The 15,571-nt window shown below is 63.8% G+C and carries 16 protein-coding genes; 13 read left to right on the top strand and 3 right to left on the bottom strand.

The window, feature by feature from the left end; translation table 11 throughout:
• Window position 1: 1 nt before the first annotated feature.
• Window positions 2–1,003 (top strand): N(2)-acetyl-L-2,4-diaminobutanoate deacetylase DoeB, encoded by a 1,002-nt coding sequence (gene doeB / locus NKH83_RS09500; RefSeq protein ID WP_352803571.1) that lies wholly within the window; start codon window positions 2–4, stop codon window positions 1,001–1,003.
• A 3-nt stretch (window positions 1,004–1,006) separates the two neighbouring features.
• Here doeB and NKH83_RS09495 read toward each other — a convergent pair whose 3' ends face one another.
• Complete coding sequence (locus tag NKH83_RS09495; RefSeq protein WP_352803930.1) at window positions 1,007–1,666, bottom strand: GntR family transcriptional regulator; 660 nt, start codon at window positions 1,664–1,666, stop codon at window positions 1,007–1,009.
• 322 nt (window positions 1,667–1,988) lie between these two features.
• Between NKH83_RS09495 and NKH83_RS09490 the strand changes: the two genes are divergently transcribed.
• The 9 genes from NKH83_RS09490 (at window position 1,989) to NKH83_RS09450 (ending at window position 11,164) form a co-directional block, all read left to right on the top strand.
• Window positions 1,989–3,116, top strand: coding sequence for a BMP family ABC transporter substrate-binding protein (locus NKH83_RS09490; RefSeq protein WP_254819474.1), 1,128 nt, complete (start codon window positions 1,989–1,991; stop codon window positions 3,114–3,116).
• Between the two features lie 20 nt (window positions 3,117–3,136).
• The gene (locus NKH83_RS09485; RefSeq protein ID WP_352803568.1) at window positions 3,137–4,261 is read left to right on the top strand and encodes an ABC transporter permease; all 1,125 of its coding nucleotides are present in this window, start codon (window positions 3,137–3,139) and stop codon (window positions 4,259–4,261) included.
• Window positions 4,261–5,187: an ABC transporter permease gene (locus NKH83_RS09480; protein ID WP_352803565.1), complete on the top strand. Its 927-nt coding sequence runs from the start codon at window positions 4,261–4,263 to the stop codon at window positions 5,185–5,187. Before NKH83_RS09485 ends, NKH83_RS09480 begins: the two co-directional genes overlap by 1 nt.
• A 14-nt stretch (window positions 5,188–5,201) precedes the next feature.
• Window positions 5,202–5,903 (top strand): biuret amidohydrolase, encoded by a 702-nt coding sequence (gene biuH / locus NKH83_RS09475; protein WP_352704827.1) that lies wholly within the window; start codon window positions 5,202–5,204, stop codon window positions 5,901–5,903.
• 10 nt (window positions 5,904–5,913) lie between these two features.
• Entirely contained in the window at window positions 5,914–7,446 is a 1,533-nt protein-coding gene (locus NKH83_RS09470) for an ABC transporter ATP-binding protein (protein ID WP_352803561.1), read from the top strand.
• Window positions 7,446–8,114, top strand: a complete 669-nt coding sequence (locus NKH83_RS09465) for a cysteine hydrolase family protein (protein ID WP_352803558.1) — start codon at window positions 7,446–7,448, stop codon at window positions 8,112–8,114. The genes NKH83_RS09470 and NKH83_RS09465 overlap by 1 nt, the downstream gene beginning before the upstream one ends.
• Entirely contained in the window at window positions 8,107–8,457 is a 351-nt protein-coding gene (locus NKH83_RS09460; protein WP_352803555.1) for a cupin domain-containing protein, read from the top strand. The genes NKH83_RS09465 and NKH83_RS09460 overlap by 8 nt, the downstream gene beginning before the upstream one ends.
• The gene (gene atzF, locus NKH83_RS09455; RefSeq protein ID WP_352803553.1) at window positions 8,454–10,262 is read left to right on the top strand and encodes an allophanate hydrolase; all 1,809 of its coding nucleotides are present in this window, start codon (window positions 8,454–8,456) and stop codon (window positions 10,260–10,262) included. Before NKH83_RS09460 ends, atzF begins: the two co-directional genes overlap by 4 nt.
• Before the next feature lie 113 nt (window positions 10,263–10,375).
• Window positions 10,376–11,164 carry a sulfite exporter TauE/SafE family protein gene (locus tag NKH83_RS09450; protein ID WP_352803550.1) on the top strand — a complete coding sequence of 263 codons (789 nt, stop codon included), beginning with the start codon at window positions 10,376–10,378 and terminating at the stop codon, window positions 11,162–11,164.
• Window positions 11,165–11,223: 59 nt separating this feature from the next.
• Here NKH83_RS09450 and NKH83_RS09445 read toward each other — a convergent pair whose 3' ends face one another.
• Window positions 11,224–11,781: a cytochrome c gene (locus NKH83_RS09445; protein WP_352803548.1), complete on the bottom strand. Its 558-nt coding sequence runs from the start codon at window positions 11,779–11,781 to the stop codon at window positions 11,224–11,226.
• On the bottom strand, window positions 11,778–12,176 hold the full coding sequence (gene cueR / locus NKH83_RS09440; RefSeq protein ID WP_254819466.1) for a Cu(I)-responsive transcriptional regulator: 399 nt from the start codon (window positions 12,174–12,176) through the stop codon (window positions 11,778–11,780). The genes NKH83_RS09445 and cueR overlap by 4 nt, the downstream gene beginning before the upstream one ends.
• Window positions 12,177–12,430: 254 nt before the next feature.
• Between cueR and NKH83_RS09435 the strand changes: the two genes are divergently transcribed.
• From NKH83_RS09435 to NKH83_RS09425, 3 genes are read left to right on the top strand one after another with little or no spacing between them, the layout of a single operon-like run.
• Window positions 12,431–13,498 (top strand): type III polyketide synthase, encoded by a 1,068-nt coding sequence (locus tag NKH83_RS09435; RefSeq protein WP_352803545.1) that lies wholly within the window; start codon window positions 12,431–12,433, stop codon window positions 13,496–13,498.
• Window positions 13,495–14,208, top strand: a complete 714-nt coding sequence (locus NKH83_RS09430) for a methyltransferase domain-containing protein (protein ID WP_352803542.1) — start codon at window positions 13,495–13,497, stop codon at window positions 14,206–14,208. The genes NKH83_RS09435 and NKH83_RS09430 overlap by 4 nt, the downstream gene beginning before the upstream one ends.
• Window positions 14,205–15,419 (top strand): NAD(P)/FAD-dependent oxidoreductase, encoded by a 1,215-nt coding sequence (locus NKH83_RS09425; RefSeq protein WP_352803539.1) that lies wholly within the window; start codon window positions 14,205–14,207, stop codon window positions 15,417–15,419. Before NKH83_RS09430 ends, NKH83_RS09425 begins: the two co-directional genes overlap by 4 nt.
• Window positions 15,420–15,571 lie beyond the last annotated feature (152 nt).

Here is a 15,571-nt window from a genome sequence, read left to right as displayed (position 1 = left end):
GATGTCCAGCCTTCGCCCGTCACCGATCACGCCGACCGTCGATTTCGAACGCGACGGCGTGCAGCACGGTTTCTTGCGCCTGCCTTACAGCCGCGACGATTCAGCCTGGGGATCGGTGATGATCCCGATCTGCGTCATCCGCAACGGCAAGGGGCCGAGCGCATTGCTCACCGGCGGCAATCATGGCGACGAGTACGAGGGGCCGCTGGCGCTCTATGACCTCGCCCGTACGCTCGACCCGAAGCAAGTCAGCGGCACGGTCATCATCGTGCCGGCGATGAACTATCCGGCGTTCCGCGCCGGCACGCGCACCTCGCCGATCGACAAGGGCAATCTCAACCGCAGCTTTCCCGGCCGGCCCGACGGCACGGTGACCGAGAAGATCGCGGATTACTTCCAGCGCGAGCTTCTGCCTCGAACGGACATCGCACTCGACTTCCACTCCGGCGGCAAGACGCTCGACTTCGTGCCGTTCTGCGCCGCCCACATTCGGCCCGACAAAATATTGGAGGAGAAAGGATTCGCTGCGGTCGAAGCGTTCTCCGCACCCTGGTCGATGAAGATGCTGGAGATCGATGCGGTCGGCATGTTCGACACTGCCGCCGAGGAGATGGGCAAGCTGTTCATCACAACAGAGCTCGGCGGTGGCGGGACTTCGCGCGCCGAAACGGTGCGGATCGCGCGGCGCGGCGTGCTCAACGTGCTGCGCCATGCCGGCATCGTCGCCGGCGCGGTCGAGATGCGGCCAACCCGCTGGCTCGACATGCCGTCCGGCGATTGCTTCTCGTTCGCCGAGGACGACGGGATGATCGAAACGATGATCGATCTCGGCGAGCCGGTGGCAGAAAACCAGGTGATGGCACGCATCCATTCCATAGGCCGCACCGGCGGCGCGCCGCAGGAGATCCGGGGCAAAATGTCCGGTCTGTTGGCGGCGCGGCATTTTCCGGGGCTGGTCAAGGCCGGCGACTGCGCTGCCGTGGTCGCCGTGCTGGTCGATTGAGGGTTAGGAAGCCGATGTCGGAAACGGCTCGGCCTTGCCTTTGGGGCGATCGCCGATGGCAAAGACGGCGCTTGCCTCGCTGACGATCGAGACATGGTCCTTGGCGGCTGTTCCGGCGGCCGCACTGTCGCCGCGCATGATTGCGGTGACGATGGCGTCATGCTCCTGCCACGACTGGGCCAGCCGGCCGGGCAGCATGAATTGCGCGCGCCGGAACGGCGCCAGGCGGCCGCGGGTCATGACGGTCAGTTCATAAATGTGCTTGCTGTGGGCGCCGCGATAGAGCCGGGTGTGGAATTCGGTGTTGAAAAGCTCATACTCTTCTTCGGCTCCGAGCTGCACCAAGCGCGCCGAGGCCTGGTGCTCGGCCTCCAGCGTGTGGCGCTCGCCCGCCGTCATGCGCTCGGCCGAGAAGCGCGCGCAGATCGCTTCAAGCTCGGCCATGCTCTCGAACATCGAGGCGAGGTGCTCCTGCGTCACCACGGCGACGGTGGCGCCGCGGTTCGGCCGCCTTTCGACCAGTCCCATAGCACTGAGCCGGCTTAGCGCTTCCCTGATCGGCGTGCGTGAGACGTCGAAGCGGGCGGCGAGCGAGGCTTCGTCGAGTTTTTCGCCGGGACGCAGGAAACCGGTGACGATCCGGTCGCTGATCGCCCTCACCATCTGATCGACGGTCGTGCCCGACCTGATCAAATTGCGCTTTCCCGACACGTCTCCTCCGTCCAGTCTTTTCGCTAGAGCCGTAAGCCACTCACCGGCTTCGATTCCTCCGCAGCTCTGTATGCCTATGTTTTAGCCTTCATGTCAAATTGGCGATTTTGAAGGCAAAAAGTGTATGCAATTGCTCCGGCTTTGTGCAGTCCACATCGGCACGCTCATTGATATTGCTGGATAAATCCAATTTCTGAAACTGGCACGCTGATTGCATACACTTCTCTCATTGAGGTGTTAACCGGCCCCAAAGGCCCCATAGAGGGAGCATTCAATGTCCGAGAGATTCATGCTTAGCCGTCGCGAGCTGCTCAAGACCTCCGCCGTCGGAGCGGCGCTAAGTCTTGCGTCCGCGTCGTTTCCGATCAGCAGGGCCTTCGCCGCGACGGCCACGGTCGGCTTCATCTATGTCGGGCCAAAGGACGATTACGGCTACAACCAGGCGCATGCCGAAGGCGCTGCCACGCTGAAGGGGATCGCAGGCATTTCCGTGGTCGAAGAGGAGAACGTGCCGGAGACCGTCGACGTCCAGAAGACGATGGAATCGATGATCAATCTCGACGGCGCGTCGCTGATCTTCCCGACCTCGTTCGGCTATTTCGATCCGCACATGCTGGCCATGTGCGCGAAATTCCCCGACGTGCAGTTCCGCCATTGCGGTGGCATGTGGAACAAGGACAAGCATCCGATGAATGCTGGTTCCTATTTCGGCTATATCGGCATGGGCCAGTATCTGAACGGCGTCGTCGCCGGTCACACCAGCAAGACCAAGAAGCTCGGCTTCGTCGCGGCAAAGCCGATCCCGCAGGTGCTGCTCAACATCAATTCCTTCCTGCTCGGCGCGCGCTCGGTCGACCCGACCATCACCTGCCAGGTGATCTTCACCGGCGAGTGGTCGCTGGCGGTCAAGGAGGCAGAGGCCGCCAATGCGCTGGTCGACCAGGGTGCCGACGTCATCACCTGTCATGTCGACAGCCCCAAGGTGGTGGTCGAGACGGCGGCCGGGCGTGGCGCCTTCGTCTGCGGCTATCATGCCAACCAGAGCCCGCTGGCGCCGGAAAAATACCTGACCGGCGCGGAGTGGAACTGGGCCAAGGTCTACAAGATGTTCGTTGACGATCTGGTGGCCGGCACGCCGCTGCCCAATTTCACGCGCGGCGGCCTGGCCGACGGCTTCGTCAAGATGAGCCCGCTCGGTCCCGCCGTCGGCGACGCCGCCCGCAAGCAGTTCGACGGCACGCTGGCCGAAATGATGAAAGGCGGATTTTCCGTCATCAAGGGTCCGCTGAAGAGCAACAAGGGCGTCGTCGTCGCGACCGAGGGCCAAGCCTTCGTCGAGACCGCGCTCGAACTCGAAAGCATGGACTACCTGGTCGAGGGCGTCGTCGGTTCGACCGCCTGAACCGGATCGGAGACGGGGCCATGGCAGACACGGTCGGCACTGCGGGCGCACCGGCGCTGTTTGGCGCCAGGAATTATCCGGCGGCGCTCGAATGGGCGGCGCGGCGGGCGGAAGCCTTCGTCATACCGCTCGCGGCGCTGATCGTCGGCATGGCGCTGTTCAGCGTATTTATCGCTCTGGTCGGCAAATCGCCGGTGCAACTCTACGAGACGATGTGGCGCGGCGGCTTCGGCTCGTGGTTCTCGATCCAGAACTCGCTGTCGCGGGCAGCACCGCTTTTATTGGCAGCGCTCTGCGTGGCGCTGCCGGCCCGGCTCGGCCTTGTTGTCATCGGCGGCGAAGGCGCCATCGTGCTGGGCGGCGTTGTCGCCGCCGCCATCGGCGTGGCAGTGAATGGCGCGCCGGCTTTTCTGGTCATCCTGCTGATGGGGGTGGCGGGCGTGGTCGCCGGCGGCATCTGGATCGGTGCCGTCGGCGCACTCCGCCACTACCGCGCCGTCAACGAAACCATCTCCAGCCTGCTGATGGCCTATATCGCCATCGCGCTGATGAACCATCTGGTCGAAGGGCCGCTGCGCGATCCGGCCTCGCTCAACAAACCCTCGACCGAGCCGCTGGCGGATGCCTACCGCATCGGCAACATTCCAGGCATGGACGTGCACTGGGGCCTTGTCCTCGGTATCGTCGCCTGCGTCCTGTCCTGGCTGCTGATCGAAAAGACGCGCTGGGGGTTTGCCGCCCGCATTGCCGGCGGCAATGTCAGGGCGGCCCAGGTGCAGGGGCTTGCCGTCGGGCCGCTGATCGTCGGCTTCACCGGGCTCGCCGGCGGCTTTGCCGGGCTAGCCGGCATGCTGGAGGTCGGCGCCGTGCAAGGCAGCGCCAACGCCTCGCTCGCCGCCGGCTACGGCTATACCGGCATCCTCGTCGCCTTCCTCGCCCGCCACAATCCGCTCGCCATCATCCCAGTCGCTTTTCTGCTCGGCGGCATCGGCGCTTCCGGCGGGCTGATCCAGCGCCGCATGGACCTGCCCGACGCCACCGTGCTTGTGCTGCAAGGCATGCTCTTCGTCGTCATCCTGTTCAGCGAAACCTTTTACGGCCGCTTCAAGGTCTTCAATCCCGATCTGTGGAAGAGGGGCTCCTGATGGACGCGACCGAGATCGGCCTGTGGGGCGTGCCGCTCGCCATTCTCGGCGGCGCGATCCGCGTTTCGACGCCCTTCATCTTCGTCTCGCTTGGCGAAGCCATCACCGAGCGCTCCGGCCGCATCAATCTCGGCCTCGAAGGCACGCTGGTCTTTGGTGCAATGACCGCCTACGCCGTCGCAGTGACGACCGGCTCGCCATGGCTCGGCCTGCTGGCCGCCGCAGGTGCCGGTCTTTGCTTCGGGCTGTTCCACGGCTGGATCTGCAAATTCCGCGGGGTGAACGACATCGCCATCGGTATCGCGCTGATGCTGTTCGGCTCCGGTCTCGCCTTCTTTTTCGGCAAGCCGTTCATCCAGCCCTCGGCACCAGACCTGCCGGCCATCGCCTTCGGTGGCTGGTCGGATATTCCGCAGGTGCAGGCGGCGCTCAACGTCAACATCCTGTTCCTGATTGGTGCGGCACTTGCCGTGTTTCTGTGGTGGGCGTTCCGCAACACGCGTGCCGGCCTGATCGTGCGCGTCGTCGGCGACAGCTCCGATGCGGCGCGCGCCATGGGCCTCAATCCCAACACCGTGCGCCTGCTTGCGACAGGTGTCGGCGGTGCGCTCGCCGGCATCGGCGGCGCCTATCTGTCGCTCTACTATCCCGGCAGCTGGACCGAACGCATCTCGTCGGGGCAGGGGCTGATGGCGGTGGCGCTGGTCATCTTCGCGCGCTGGAATCCGCTCGGCTGCTTTGCCGCGGCACTATTGTTCGGCGGTGCGGGCGCGCTGGGCCCGGCGCTGCAATCGGTCGGGGTGACGCAGGGCTACTATCTCTTCTACGCCGCGCCTTACATCCTCACGCTCATCATCATGATCGCCACCTCGTCGCCGAGCCGCTCGCTTGCCGGCGCGCCGGGCGAATTGTCGATCACCAAATGACTGGAGTTTTTCCGATGAACGCCAGAGCCGAGATCACCCAGCGCTACATCGATGCCGATCCCTATCCATGGCCCTATAATGGCGAGCTGCGGCGAGACAATACGGCGCTGATCATCATCGACATGCAGACCGATTTCTGCGGGCCGGGCGGCTATGTCGATCATATGGGCTACGATCTTTCGCTGGTGCGGGCGCCGATCGAGCCGATCAAGTCGGTGCTCGCAGCCATGCGGGCCAAGGGCTACACCATCATCCACACGCGCGAGGGCCACCGGCCCGATCTCGCCGACCTACCGGCCAACAAGCGCTGGCGCTCGCGCCGCATCAATGCCGGCATCGGCGACCCCGGACCTTGCGGGCGCATCCTGGTGCGCGGCGAACCCGGCTGGGACATCATCCCCGACCTCTATCCGGCGGCGGGCGAACCGATCATCGACAAGCCGGGCAAGGGCTCGTTCTGCGCCACCGACCTCGAACTGATCCTGCACCAGCGCGGCATCGAAAACATGGTGCTGACCGGCATCACCACCGATGTCTGCGTCCACACGACGATGCGCGAGGCCAACGATCGCGGCTTCGAATGCGTGATGCTGGAGGATTGCTGCGGCGCGACCGATTACGGCAACCATCTTGCCGCGATCAAGATGATCAAGATGCAGGGCGGCGTGTTCGGCGCGGTGTCGAACTCGGCATCCTTCGTCGCGCAGCTGCCGTGAGGACACGATCTTGAGCGGAAGCATCGGCAAGAAAGCCGTCGGCGTCGAGACCATCGGCATGACCATGCGTTTCGGCGCCTTCACCGCGCTGGACGACGTCTCGATAAAGGTGCCGGCGGGATCGTTCCATGCGCTGCTCGGCGAAAACGGCGCCGGCAAGTCGACGCTGGTCAAATGCATGATGGGTTTTTATCACCCGACCGCCGGCGACATGCTGGTCGAAGGCCGCGAGGTCGCGATCGCCAGTCCCAAGGACGCTTCGGCGCTAGGGCTCGGCATGGTCTATCAGCATTTCACGCTCGTCCCGTCGCTGACCGGCGCGGAGAATTTGGTTATTTCGCGCGAGAAGGTGCCCGGAGTCATCGACTGGCGCAAGGAGCGCGCCGCACTTGCGCAATTCATGCAGCGTATGCCGTTCAAGCTGCCGCTCGACGTCAAGGTGGCGGAACTTGCGGCCGGCGAGAAGCAGAAGCTCGAAATCATCAAGCAGCTCTATCTCGGCCGCAGTTTCCTGGCGCTCGACGAGCCGACCTCGGTGCTCACTCCCGGCGAGGCGCAGGAGGTGCTTGGGCTGGTGCGCGACATGACAAGGAGCGGCGACCTTACGGTGCTGATGATCTCGCATAAATTCCACGAGGTGACGGCGTTTGCCGACGACATCACGGTGCTGCGCAAGGGCAGACTGACCGGAACCGGGAAGGTCTCCGACCTCTCCCACAAGCAGATGGCGGCGATGATGATCGGCGACCAGCCGATTTCAGCGCTCGACAGTCGTGCTCCGGTGCCGGCCGGAGCCCGGCAGGTGCTGACGGTGAAGTCGCTGAAGGCGCCCGACCGCACCGGCTTGAAAACCATCGACATCGGCGAGCTCGATGTGAAGTCCGGCGAGATCGTCGGCATTGCCGGCATTTCCGGCAACGGCCAGAAGGAGTTTCTCGAAGTCCTTGCCGGACAGCGGGCGCGCAATGCCGGCGACATTCTGGTGAAGGGCTCGCCCTATGGCGCCAGCCGCAGCGAGGCGCGCACGCTCAATGTCCGCTTCATTCCGGAGGAGCCGTTGCGCAATGCCTGCGCACCGAAGATGACGGTCGCGGAAAACATGGCCTTCCGGACCTTCGACCTCGACGAGGCCGGCAAGCCGGTCAGCTGGATCAGGATGAGCGCGATCAGGGACTACGCGGCCCGTCTGGTCGAACAGTTCAAGGTCAAGACTGCCTCGCTCGCTTCGCCGATTTCGTCGCTCTCGGGCGGCAATGTGCAGCGCGCGGTGCTGGCGCGGGAACTGACCGGCGAGGTCGATCTTCTGATCGTCTCCAACCCGTGCTTCGGCCTCGACTTCTCCGCCGTCGCCGAAATCCGCGCCCGTATCATGAAGGCGCGCAATGCCGGCGCCGCGGTGCTTCTGATGTCGGAGGACCTCGACGAACTGCTTGAACTTTCGGACCGCATCTTCGTCATGTCCGACGGTGCGCTGGTCTACGAGACGCCGATCGCGCAGGCGAGCGTGCAGACGATCGGCGAGCACATGGCGGGACATCATTGATGGCGGAGATCGAGGCGCTGCCGTTTCCGTTTGCCTTCAAGCCTGAGACGATGGCGCTGGTCGTCATCGACATGCAGCGCGATTTCGCCGAGCCGGGCGGCTTCGGCGCCAGCCTCGGCAACGACGTCAGCCGGGTCACGGCGATTGTGCCGACGGTGAAGAGGCTGATCGAGGGGTTCCGCACCGCTGGCCTGCCGGTGATCCACACGATGGAGTGCCACAAGGCAGACCTTTCGGATCTGCCGCCGGCCAAGCGCAACCGCGGCAACCCATCGATGCGGATCGGCGACGTCGGTCCAATGGGTCGCGTGCTGATCGTGGGCGAGCCGGGAACGGCGATCCTCGATGAACTTGCGCCACTGCCTGGCGAGATCGTCATCGAAAAACCCGGCAAGGGCGCATTCTATGCCACCAGCTTCGGCGACGACCTAAAGCGGCTCGGCGCACAGCAATTGGTCTTTGCCGGAGTGACGACGGAGGTCTGCGTGCAGACGACGATGCGCGAGGCCAACGACCGCGGCTATGAATGCCTGCTCGCCGAGGATGCGACGGAGAGCTATTTTCCGGAGTTCAAGGCGGCAGCGCTGGCCATGATCAGGGCGCAGGGCGCCATCGTCGGCTGGACCGCAACGACCGATCAGGTGCTCGAGGGAATTTCCAATGCCTAACATTGCATACCAGGCTCTTATTCAAGGGGGCTGGCGCGACCTGGCGTTCGAGCATTTCCGCGATGGTATTGCGGTGCATTGGCTGCTCAAGGGCGGACCGACGGAACCGTCGGTGGCGATCCTGAACTACCGGCCGGGCGCCGGCGTGCCGCGCCATCGCCATGCCGGGCTAGAAACGATCATCGTGCTGGAAGGCACACAGAGCGACGAGAACGGCGATTATGCCGCGGGCAGCGTGATCCTGAACCCGGTCGGAACCGAGCATTCGGTGTGGACAAAAGACGGCTGCGTCGTACTCATCCAGTGGAACCTGCCCGTAGTCATTCTGGACGAGGCCAAATGAGCGACATCCGCTTCGATATAGCGAGCTTGCACGCCGCCTATCAGGCAGGCGTCGGCATCGGCGAGGTGATCGATACGATCCATGCGCGGCTTGCGACAGCCGACGATCCGGGCATCTTCATTCATCTGGCGAGCAGGGCGGAGATGCTTGCCGAAGCAGAAAAGCTCGGCCCGTTCGACCCCGTGTCAAAGCCGCTGTGGGGCGTACCATTCGCGGTCAAGGACAACATCGATGTCGCCGGCATGCCGACGACGGCAGCATGTGCGGAATATGCCTACTTGCCGGTAAAAGACGCTAATGTCGTCGCACGCCTCAAGACCGCCGGCGCGCTGGTCGTCGGCAAGAGCAATCTCGACCAGTTCGCCACCGGCCTCGTCGGCGTGCGCACGCCCTATCCGATCCCGAGGAACGCGATCGATCCAAAACTGGTGCCGGGCGGCTCTTCGTGCGGCTCGGCCGTGGCAACGGCGCGCGGCATCGTCTCGTTCGCGCTCGGCACCGACACCGCCGGCTCGGGGCGCATACCCGCCGGCCTCAACAACATTGTCGGGCTGAAGCCGAGCGTCGGCGCGCTGTCGGCCGCCGGCGTGGTGCCGGCCTGCCGGACACTCGACTGCGTCTCGGTGTTCGCGCTCACCGTCGACGACGCCTACAGGGTGTTCGAGATCACGGCGGCAAAGGACAACGCCGACCCCTATTCGCGCGACTTCGCCATTCAGGCCCTTGCCGCGCGCCCGCCGGTGCTGACGGTCGGCGTGCCGGCCAGGGCCGACTGGACGTTCTTCGGCGACCAGGCGATGCAGGCGGGCTTCGAGGCCGCTCTTGCCGCGCTGGAAGAGCTGGGCTGCAGGCTGGTCGAAATCCCGTTCGGCGATTTCTACGCCACCGCCAATCTGCTTTACGAGGGCGCCTGGGTGGCGGAGCGTTACGCCGCGATCAAGGACTTCATGGAAGCCAACGAGGCGGCCATGCATCCGGTGACACGGCAGATCATCGGCGGTGCGCGAAAGCTTTCGGCGGCGGACGCTTTCAACGGGCTCTATGCCTTGCAAGGCTATAAGGCCAAGGTTGCGCCGGTCATCGCCTCGGTCGACTTATTCTGTGTGCCGACCGCGCCGACGCATTACACGGTTGAAGCGGTGTTGGCTGACCCCATCGTCACCAACAGCCGGCTCGGCACCTACACCAACTTCGTCAATCTGCTCGACATGTGCGGCATTTCGGTGCCGAGCGGAACTCGTAGCGACGGTTTGCCGATGAGCATCACCTTGCTTGCCGCGGCGGGCAAGGACCATCTGACGGCGTCGCTTGCGCGCGACGTGCATGCGGCAAGCGGCCTTTCGCTGGGCGCTACCAGCTGGCCGCTGCCGCCGCGTGGCAATGCTCGCGCGGACGTGGATGAAGGCACGATCGAGCTGGCCGTGGTCGGCGCGCATCTGTCGGGGATGGCGTTGAACGGCCAGCTGCAGCAGCTCGGCGCAATGTTCGCGCGGGCTGCGAGAACGGCGCCGCTCTACCGGCTTTACGCGCTTGCCGGCCAGTCGGTGCCGCGACCGGGGCTCGAGCGGACCTGCAATGGCAAGGGGACAGCGATCGAGGTCGAAGTCTGGCGGCTCTCGCCGCAAGCCTTCGGGCGCTTCGTCGCCGCGATCCCGCCGCCGCTCGGCATCGGGACGCTTCTGCTCGACGATGGAACGTCGCCAAAAGGTTTCCTCGTCGAAAGTGCCGGCCTCACCGATGCAAAGGAGATCTCGCATTTCGGCGGCTGGCGCAGTTTCATGGCGGATCAGCAGCTGCGGAGCTGACGCTATCACTCGACCTTTTGCCGGAACTTCGAATGGACTGCTGAGTAATCCAGAGCGGAACGTATAAAGTCGCGCTGGTTGAAAACTTCGATGCCTTCGCAGCATATGGGCGGATGACAATTCGACGTGGAATCTTTCCCTTTATAATTGGAACTGGCGTCGGTTCGCTTGGTGGACTGATTGGGCTTGGCGGGGCAGAGTTCCGCCTTCCGTTCCTGATTGGCCTGTTTCGCTTTGCAGCCCTCGAAGCTGTGATCCTGAACAAGGCGACGAGTTTGGTCGTCGTCGCCACGGCATTGCCGTTCCGAGCGGCGGCGGTGCCGCTGCCTTCCGTCGCGGCGCAATGGCCGATCATACTCAATCTGTTGACCGGCAGCCTTCTAGGCGCTTGGTTCGGAGCAGGATGGGCAACGAAATTGAAGTCGCAAACGCTCTACAAGGTGATTGCCGGTTTGCTGGTGTTGATCGCTATCGTTCTGGTCTTTGGTCACGATCCGAGCGCGACAGGCAAGCCGCTGTTCAGTGGTGCGGCACTGATCGTCGCCGGCATCATTGCCGGCTTTGCAATCGGCATCGTGGCATCTCTGCTAGGCGTGGCAGGAGGCGAGCTTCTTATCCCGACACTGGTTCTCCTGTTCGGCGCCAATATTAAGCTGGCGGGCTCTCTGTCGCTTGCGGTGAGCTTGCCAACCATGCTCGTGGGCTTCACCCGCTACAGCCGGGATCAAAGCTTTTCAGTGATCGGCAGGAACAAGACGTTCTTGCTTGTCATGGCAGCGGGTTCAATTGTCGGAACGTTCATCGGGGGCTTGCTGCTCGGCATTGTGCCGGAGCAAGTTCTCTTGCCAATCTTGGCCGCAATCCTGGTCATTTCGGCATACAAGATCTGGCGGCACAACTAGGCACAGAAACTGACCCAGGACCGATGGTCGAATCTTGCCGGCTGGCGTCCAGCCGGCCATCACTCGACCCTTTGCCGGAACTTCGAGTGACAGCTCGAGCAATCCTGCAGGATGAGGTGCAGAAGGTGCTCGGCGGGAATGCTGGCGGGATCGGCTTCCGCCGGTCCCGGCCGCTTGCCAAGCAGGCTGCCACCGCCCATCGCAAGGCCGGAACCCATTCTCATGTCATCGGTGATGCGCGGCGGCGCCTGCTCGGCGTCGGAGGCCAGAGCGCGGGCCAGCGTCTCGATATGACGAGCCAGTGCTTCGAACTCCGCGCGGGCGGGGTCGATATCCGGCTTGGCGCCTGAAGGCGCACCCAACGTCGCGCTGGGGAATCCGGCAATCAAGGCAGAGCCGGTGCGGGCGCGGATGGTCTCGGCCGCCGCCTTGAAGGCTGCGGCGTCGTATGCCCGCTTGCCGTCGAACATCCCGGCGATCGTCTTTGCCGCCTCGGCCATTTCCTTCATCGAGGTCTGGCGAGCCTCGATGACCGCATCACGGTCCGAATGGGCGGCGGCGAGCACGACAGAGACGCAGGCAAGCGACAACACCGTTACAATGGCTGCGTGCCTCACTGGGCGACGCCTTGTCCTGCCAGCTCGTCGATGATCGGGCAATCCGGCCGCTCGTCGCCGTGGCAGTGACTGACCAGATGGTGGAGCAAGCCGCGCAATCCGACCAGTTCAGCGATCTTCCTGTCGATCTCCACCAGTTTGGCTTTCGCAATCGCCTTCACGTCGGCGCTGTCACGTTCCCTGTCCTGGTACAGCGAGAGCAACTGGCGGCATTCGTCGACCGAAAACCCCAGGCTTCGCGAGCGCTGCAGGAAGCGCAGCCGGTGAATATCGGCCGTCGAGTAATCGCGATAGCCATTGTCTGTCCGGGCCGGGTGCAAGAGCCCGATATCCTCGTAGTAGCGGATCGTCTTGGCGGGCAGGCCGGATTTTTCAGATGCGACGCCGATGTTCATGGCGGAAATCTCCTTTGTCGGAGGAAATAGACCTTCCAGTAGATGGAAGGTCAACATGATGTGGCGATTTTGGATGCCCGACGCAACCGCCCGCCGGCTCCAACCGTTTGCCTGCCAACAGCACGTGCTGAACCTTCGGGAAGAAATCAGTTTTCGGAAACGTTTATCGAACAGCTCAATCCGGTGTTCGACATCGGTGTCAATAACCAAAGACCCTCCGGCGGCACACCGTGCATACGCCGAGGAGACAGAATATGTCCGTCAAAGCCTATATCAACCGGATCGCGACAGCGGTGCCGGAGCACGAGGTTCATCAATTCTACCTGCGTTTTGCGGCCTCGATGCTCGCGGCCGATCGCCGGAGGATCTTCGAACGCATGGCCGATCTTGCCGGCATCGAGCACCGCTATTCCTGCTTTGCGCCGGCGTCCGACCCCGAGGGACCGTCCGCCGACCTGGCGGGGACCTTCATCCGCGGTGCGTTTCCCGGAACGGCGATGAGAATGGCAATGTTCGACGATGCAGCACCTGTTCTGGCGCAAAAGGGCATCGACGGATTGCAGCTTGGCGACGAGGCTTCCCGCATCACCCATTTGATCGTCACCACCTGCACCGGTTTTTCGGCGCCGGGCATCGATCTCGAACTGGTTGCCCGTTGTGGGCTGCCGGATAGTGTCGAACGCACGATGATCGGGTTCATGGGTTGCTACGCGGCAATCAACGGCCTCAAGCTGGCCCACCACATCGTCCGCTCCGACCCACAGGCCAAGGTCCTGCTGGTCAATATCGAGCTCTGCACGATGCATCTGCGCGAAACCACTGAACTCGAAAAACTGCTGTCGTTCTGCCTTTGGGGTGACGGCTGCGCGGCCGCGCTCGTGACCGCCGAGCCGGCCGGCATCGAGCTCGATAGCTTTCACTGTCTGGTGGCGAGGGAGCGACGGGACCTTATGCGCTGGAACATTCGCGACCACGGCTTCGAAATGGTTCTTTCCGGCCAGGTTCCGGCAGCCATTCATGAAGCGTTGCGGAGCAACCAGGCCGCCATCCTCGGCGGTCGATCGGCGGAAGACATCGACCTTTGGGCCGTGCACCCGGGTGGACGTTCGGTTCTCGACGCCGTCGAAAGGGCCCTGAAACTGGTGTCCACCGCGCTGGACCCATCGCGCGAGGTGTTGCGCCGGTATGGGAACATGTCGTCCGCGACCGTCATGTTCGTGATGAAGGAGATGTTGAAGGCGCCACCCGGCCTGCTCGGTTGCGGCATGTCGTTCGGACCAGGATTGACGGCGGAAACCATGCTCTTTCGAACGGTGTCATGAGCGGCCTGGAGCGTCGGCAGCTTGCGCCGGAAATCCTCGACGGACTTGCGGCCGACGATCCGCGAGCGCTTGTCGCGCGCCGCGACCTTCGTCGCATCAACATGCTGATGTTTCAGGCGCCGATCATGACGTCGTTGCTCAGGAGGTTCGTGCCAACGCCGCCACGCCGCATCCTGGAGATCGGCGCCGGTGATGGCTCCTTCATGCTGGCGGTGGCGCGGCGCATGGCCAGGCATTGGCCCGGGGTCGAACTGGTGATGCTCGACCGCGTCGACCTCGTCACCGCGCAATTGCGCGGTGATTTCGACAGCCTGGGATGGAAGGCCGAAGGCGTTACCGCCGATATCTTCGATTGGGCAGGAAAGATCGAGGGCGTGCGGTTCGACGCCATCACCGTCAATCTGTTTCTGCATCATCTCGACGATGCGCAGCTCGTGCGTCTGTTTTCGCTCATCAGGCCGAAAGCCCCGTTGCTCATCGCGACAGAGCCGCTGCGGGCGAAACTGGCGCTGGCCGCGACCCGTCTTCTCCCGGCAATCGGCGCCAACGACGTAACACGAAACGACGCGGCTCAGAGCGTGCGTGCCGGCTTTCGCGGCAGCGAGCTTTCCGGCCTCTGGCTTGCGGCCAACGGCAAACCGGTCGAGGAACGGCGCGCTGGCCCGTTTTCCCACATCTTCGTCGGCGCCAGCGCCAGCAACGAGCGATGACGCGATTGTCGACCCATGATGCGATCATCATAGGCGCCGGCCCGGCGGGCACATCTGTCGCGCTCACGCTGGCCCGGCGCGGATGGGCCGTGGCCATTGTGGAGAAGACCGCATTTCCGCGCCGCAAGGTCTGCGGCGAATACATCTCGGCAAGCAATCTTGCGCTTCTCGACCAGCTGGAGATCGGCGATGCCTGGCGTGCCAATGCCGGCCCCGAAATCCGCCGCGTCGGTTTGTTTTCCGGCGAGACCTGCGTCGAGGCGGCTATGCCATGTCCGGGAGCTGGGTCTCGTGCGAAAGACGGCTTCGGCCGGGCGCTCGGCCGGGACATTCTCGACTCTCTGCTTCTGCAAGCGGCGCGATCGGCGGGCGTCGAAATCTTCCAGCCCTGCCGCGCCGTCGCCATCGACCGGGATGGTGAGATGCAACGAGTTCAGGCCGGGGATGAAGCGGTGATGTTGCGTGCGCCGGTGATTGTCGCCGCACACGGCTCCTGGGAGCCGGGACCATTACCCAGCCAGCTCGCAAAGACCAATCGGCCGTCGGACCTGCTCGGCTTCAAGGCGCATTTCACCGGGTCGTCGCTCGCACCGGATTTGATGCCTCTGCTGGCTTTTCCCGGCGGCTATGGCGGCATGGTCTCGGCGGATCATGGACGGTTGTCGATCTCGTGCTGCATTCGCCGCGATGTGCTCGCGCGGCTGCGTAAACAACATGACCCCGAACACCGGAGCCATGTGTCAGCCGCCGATGCGGTCTCGCGCCATCTCATGGACTCATGCCGGGGCGTGCGAGGCGCCCTGGAACCGGCGCACCTCGACGGTCCGTGGCTTGCCGCGGGTCCGATCCGGCCGGGAATTCGCTCCTGCTACGAACAGGACATCTTCCGGGTCGGCAATGCAGCCGGAGAGTCTCATCCTGTTATCGCCGAGGGCATCTCGATGGCGCTTCAGTCCGGCTGGCTGCTGGCTAGCGAACTCGCATCCGCGCCAAGTGGACAAGCGGGGCGTGAAGCCGCCGCCAGACGCTACGAGGCGGCCTGGAGAAGACTGTTTTCGACCCGGGTCTACGCTGCCGCTGCTATTGCCGGAATTGCCCTTCGCCCCGGCAGCGCCACCGCGATGGCGGCGATCGTCCGGAATTTCCCGCAGGCGCTGACATTGGGCGCGCAACTGAGCGGCAAGACCAAGCCGGTTCCCGGCTTTGCCTGACGAGCGGCGCGCATTAGTGCACGCCCAAAACAGGGTGACCATTCTGTTTTGGCTCGCAGGTGTTTTGGTGACAGGCGTGCCATGTTCGGCCTAGGCTGGCCTCAAAGCCTGGGAGATCGAGACCGTCGAGGAACGGGACGGCCAGCAACAAC

The organism is Mesorhizobium sp. M0909 (assembly GCF_040319515.1).
Classification (GTDB): Bacteria; Pseudomonadota; Alphaproteobacteria; order Rhizobiales; family Rhizobiaceae; genus Mesorhizobium.
This window is presented reverse-complemented; position numbering and strand designations above follow the sequence as displayed.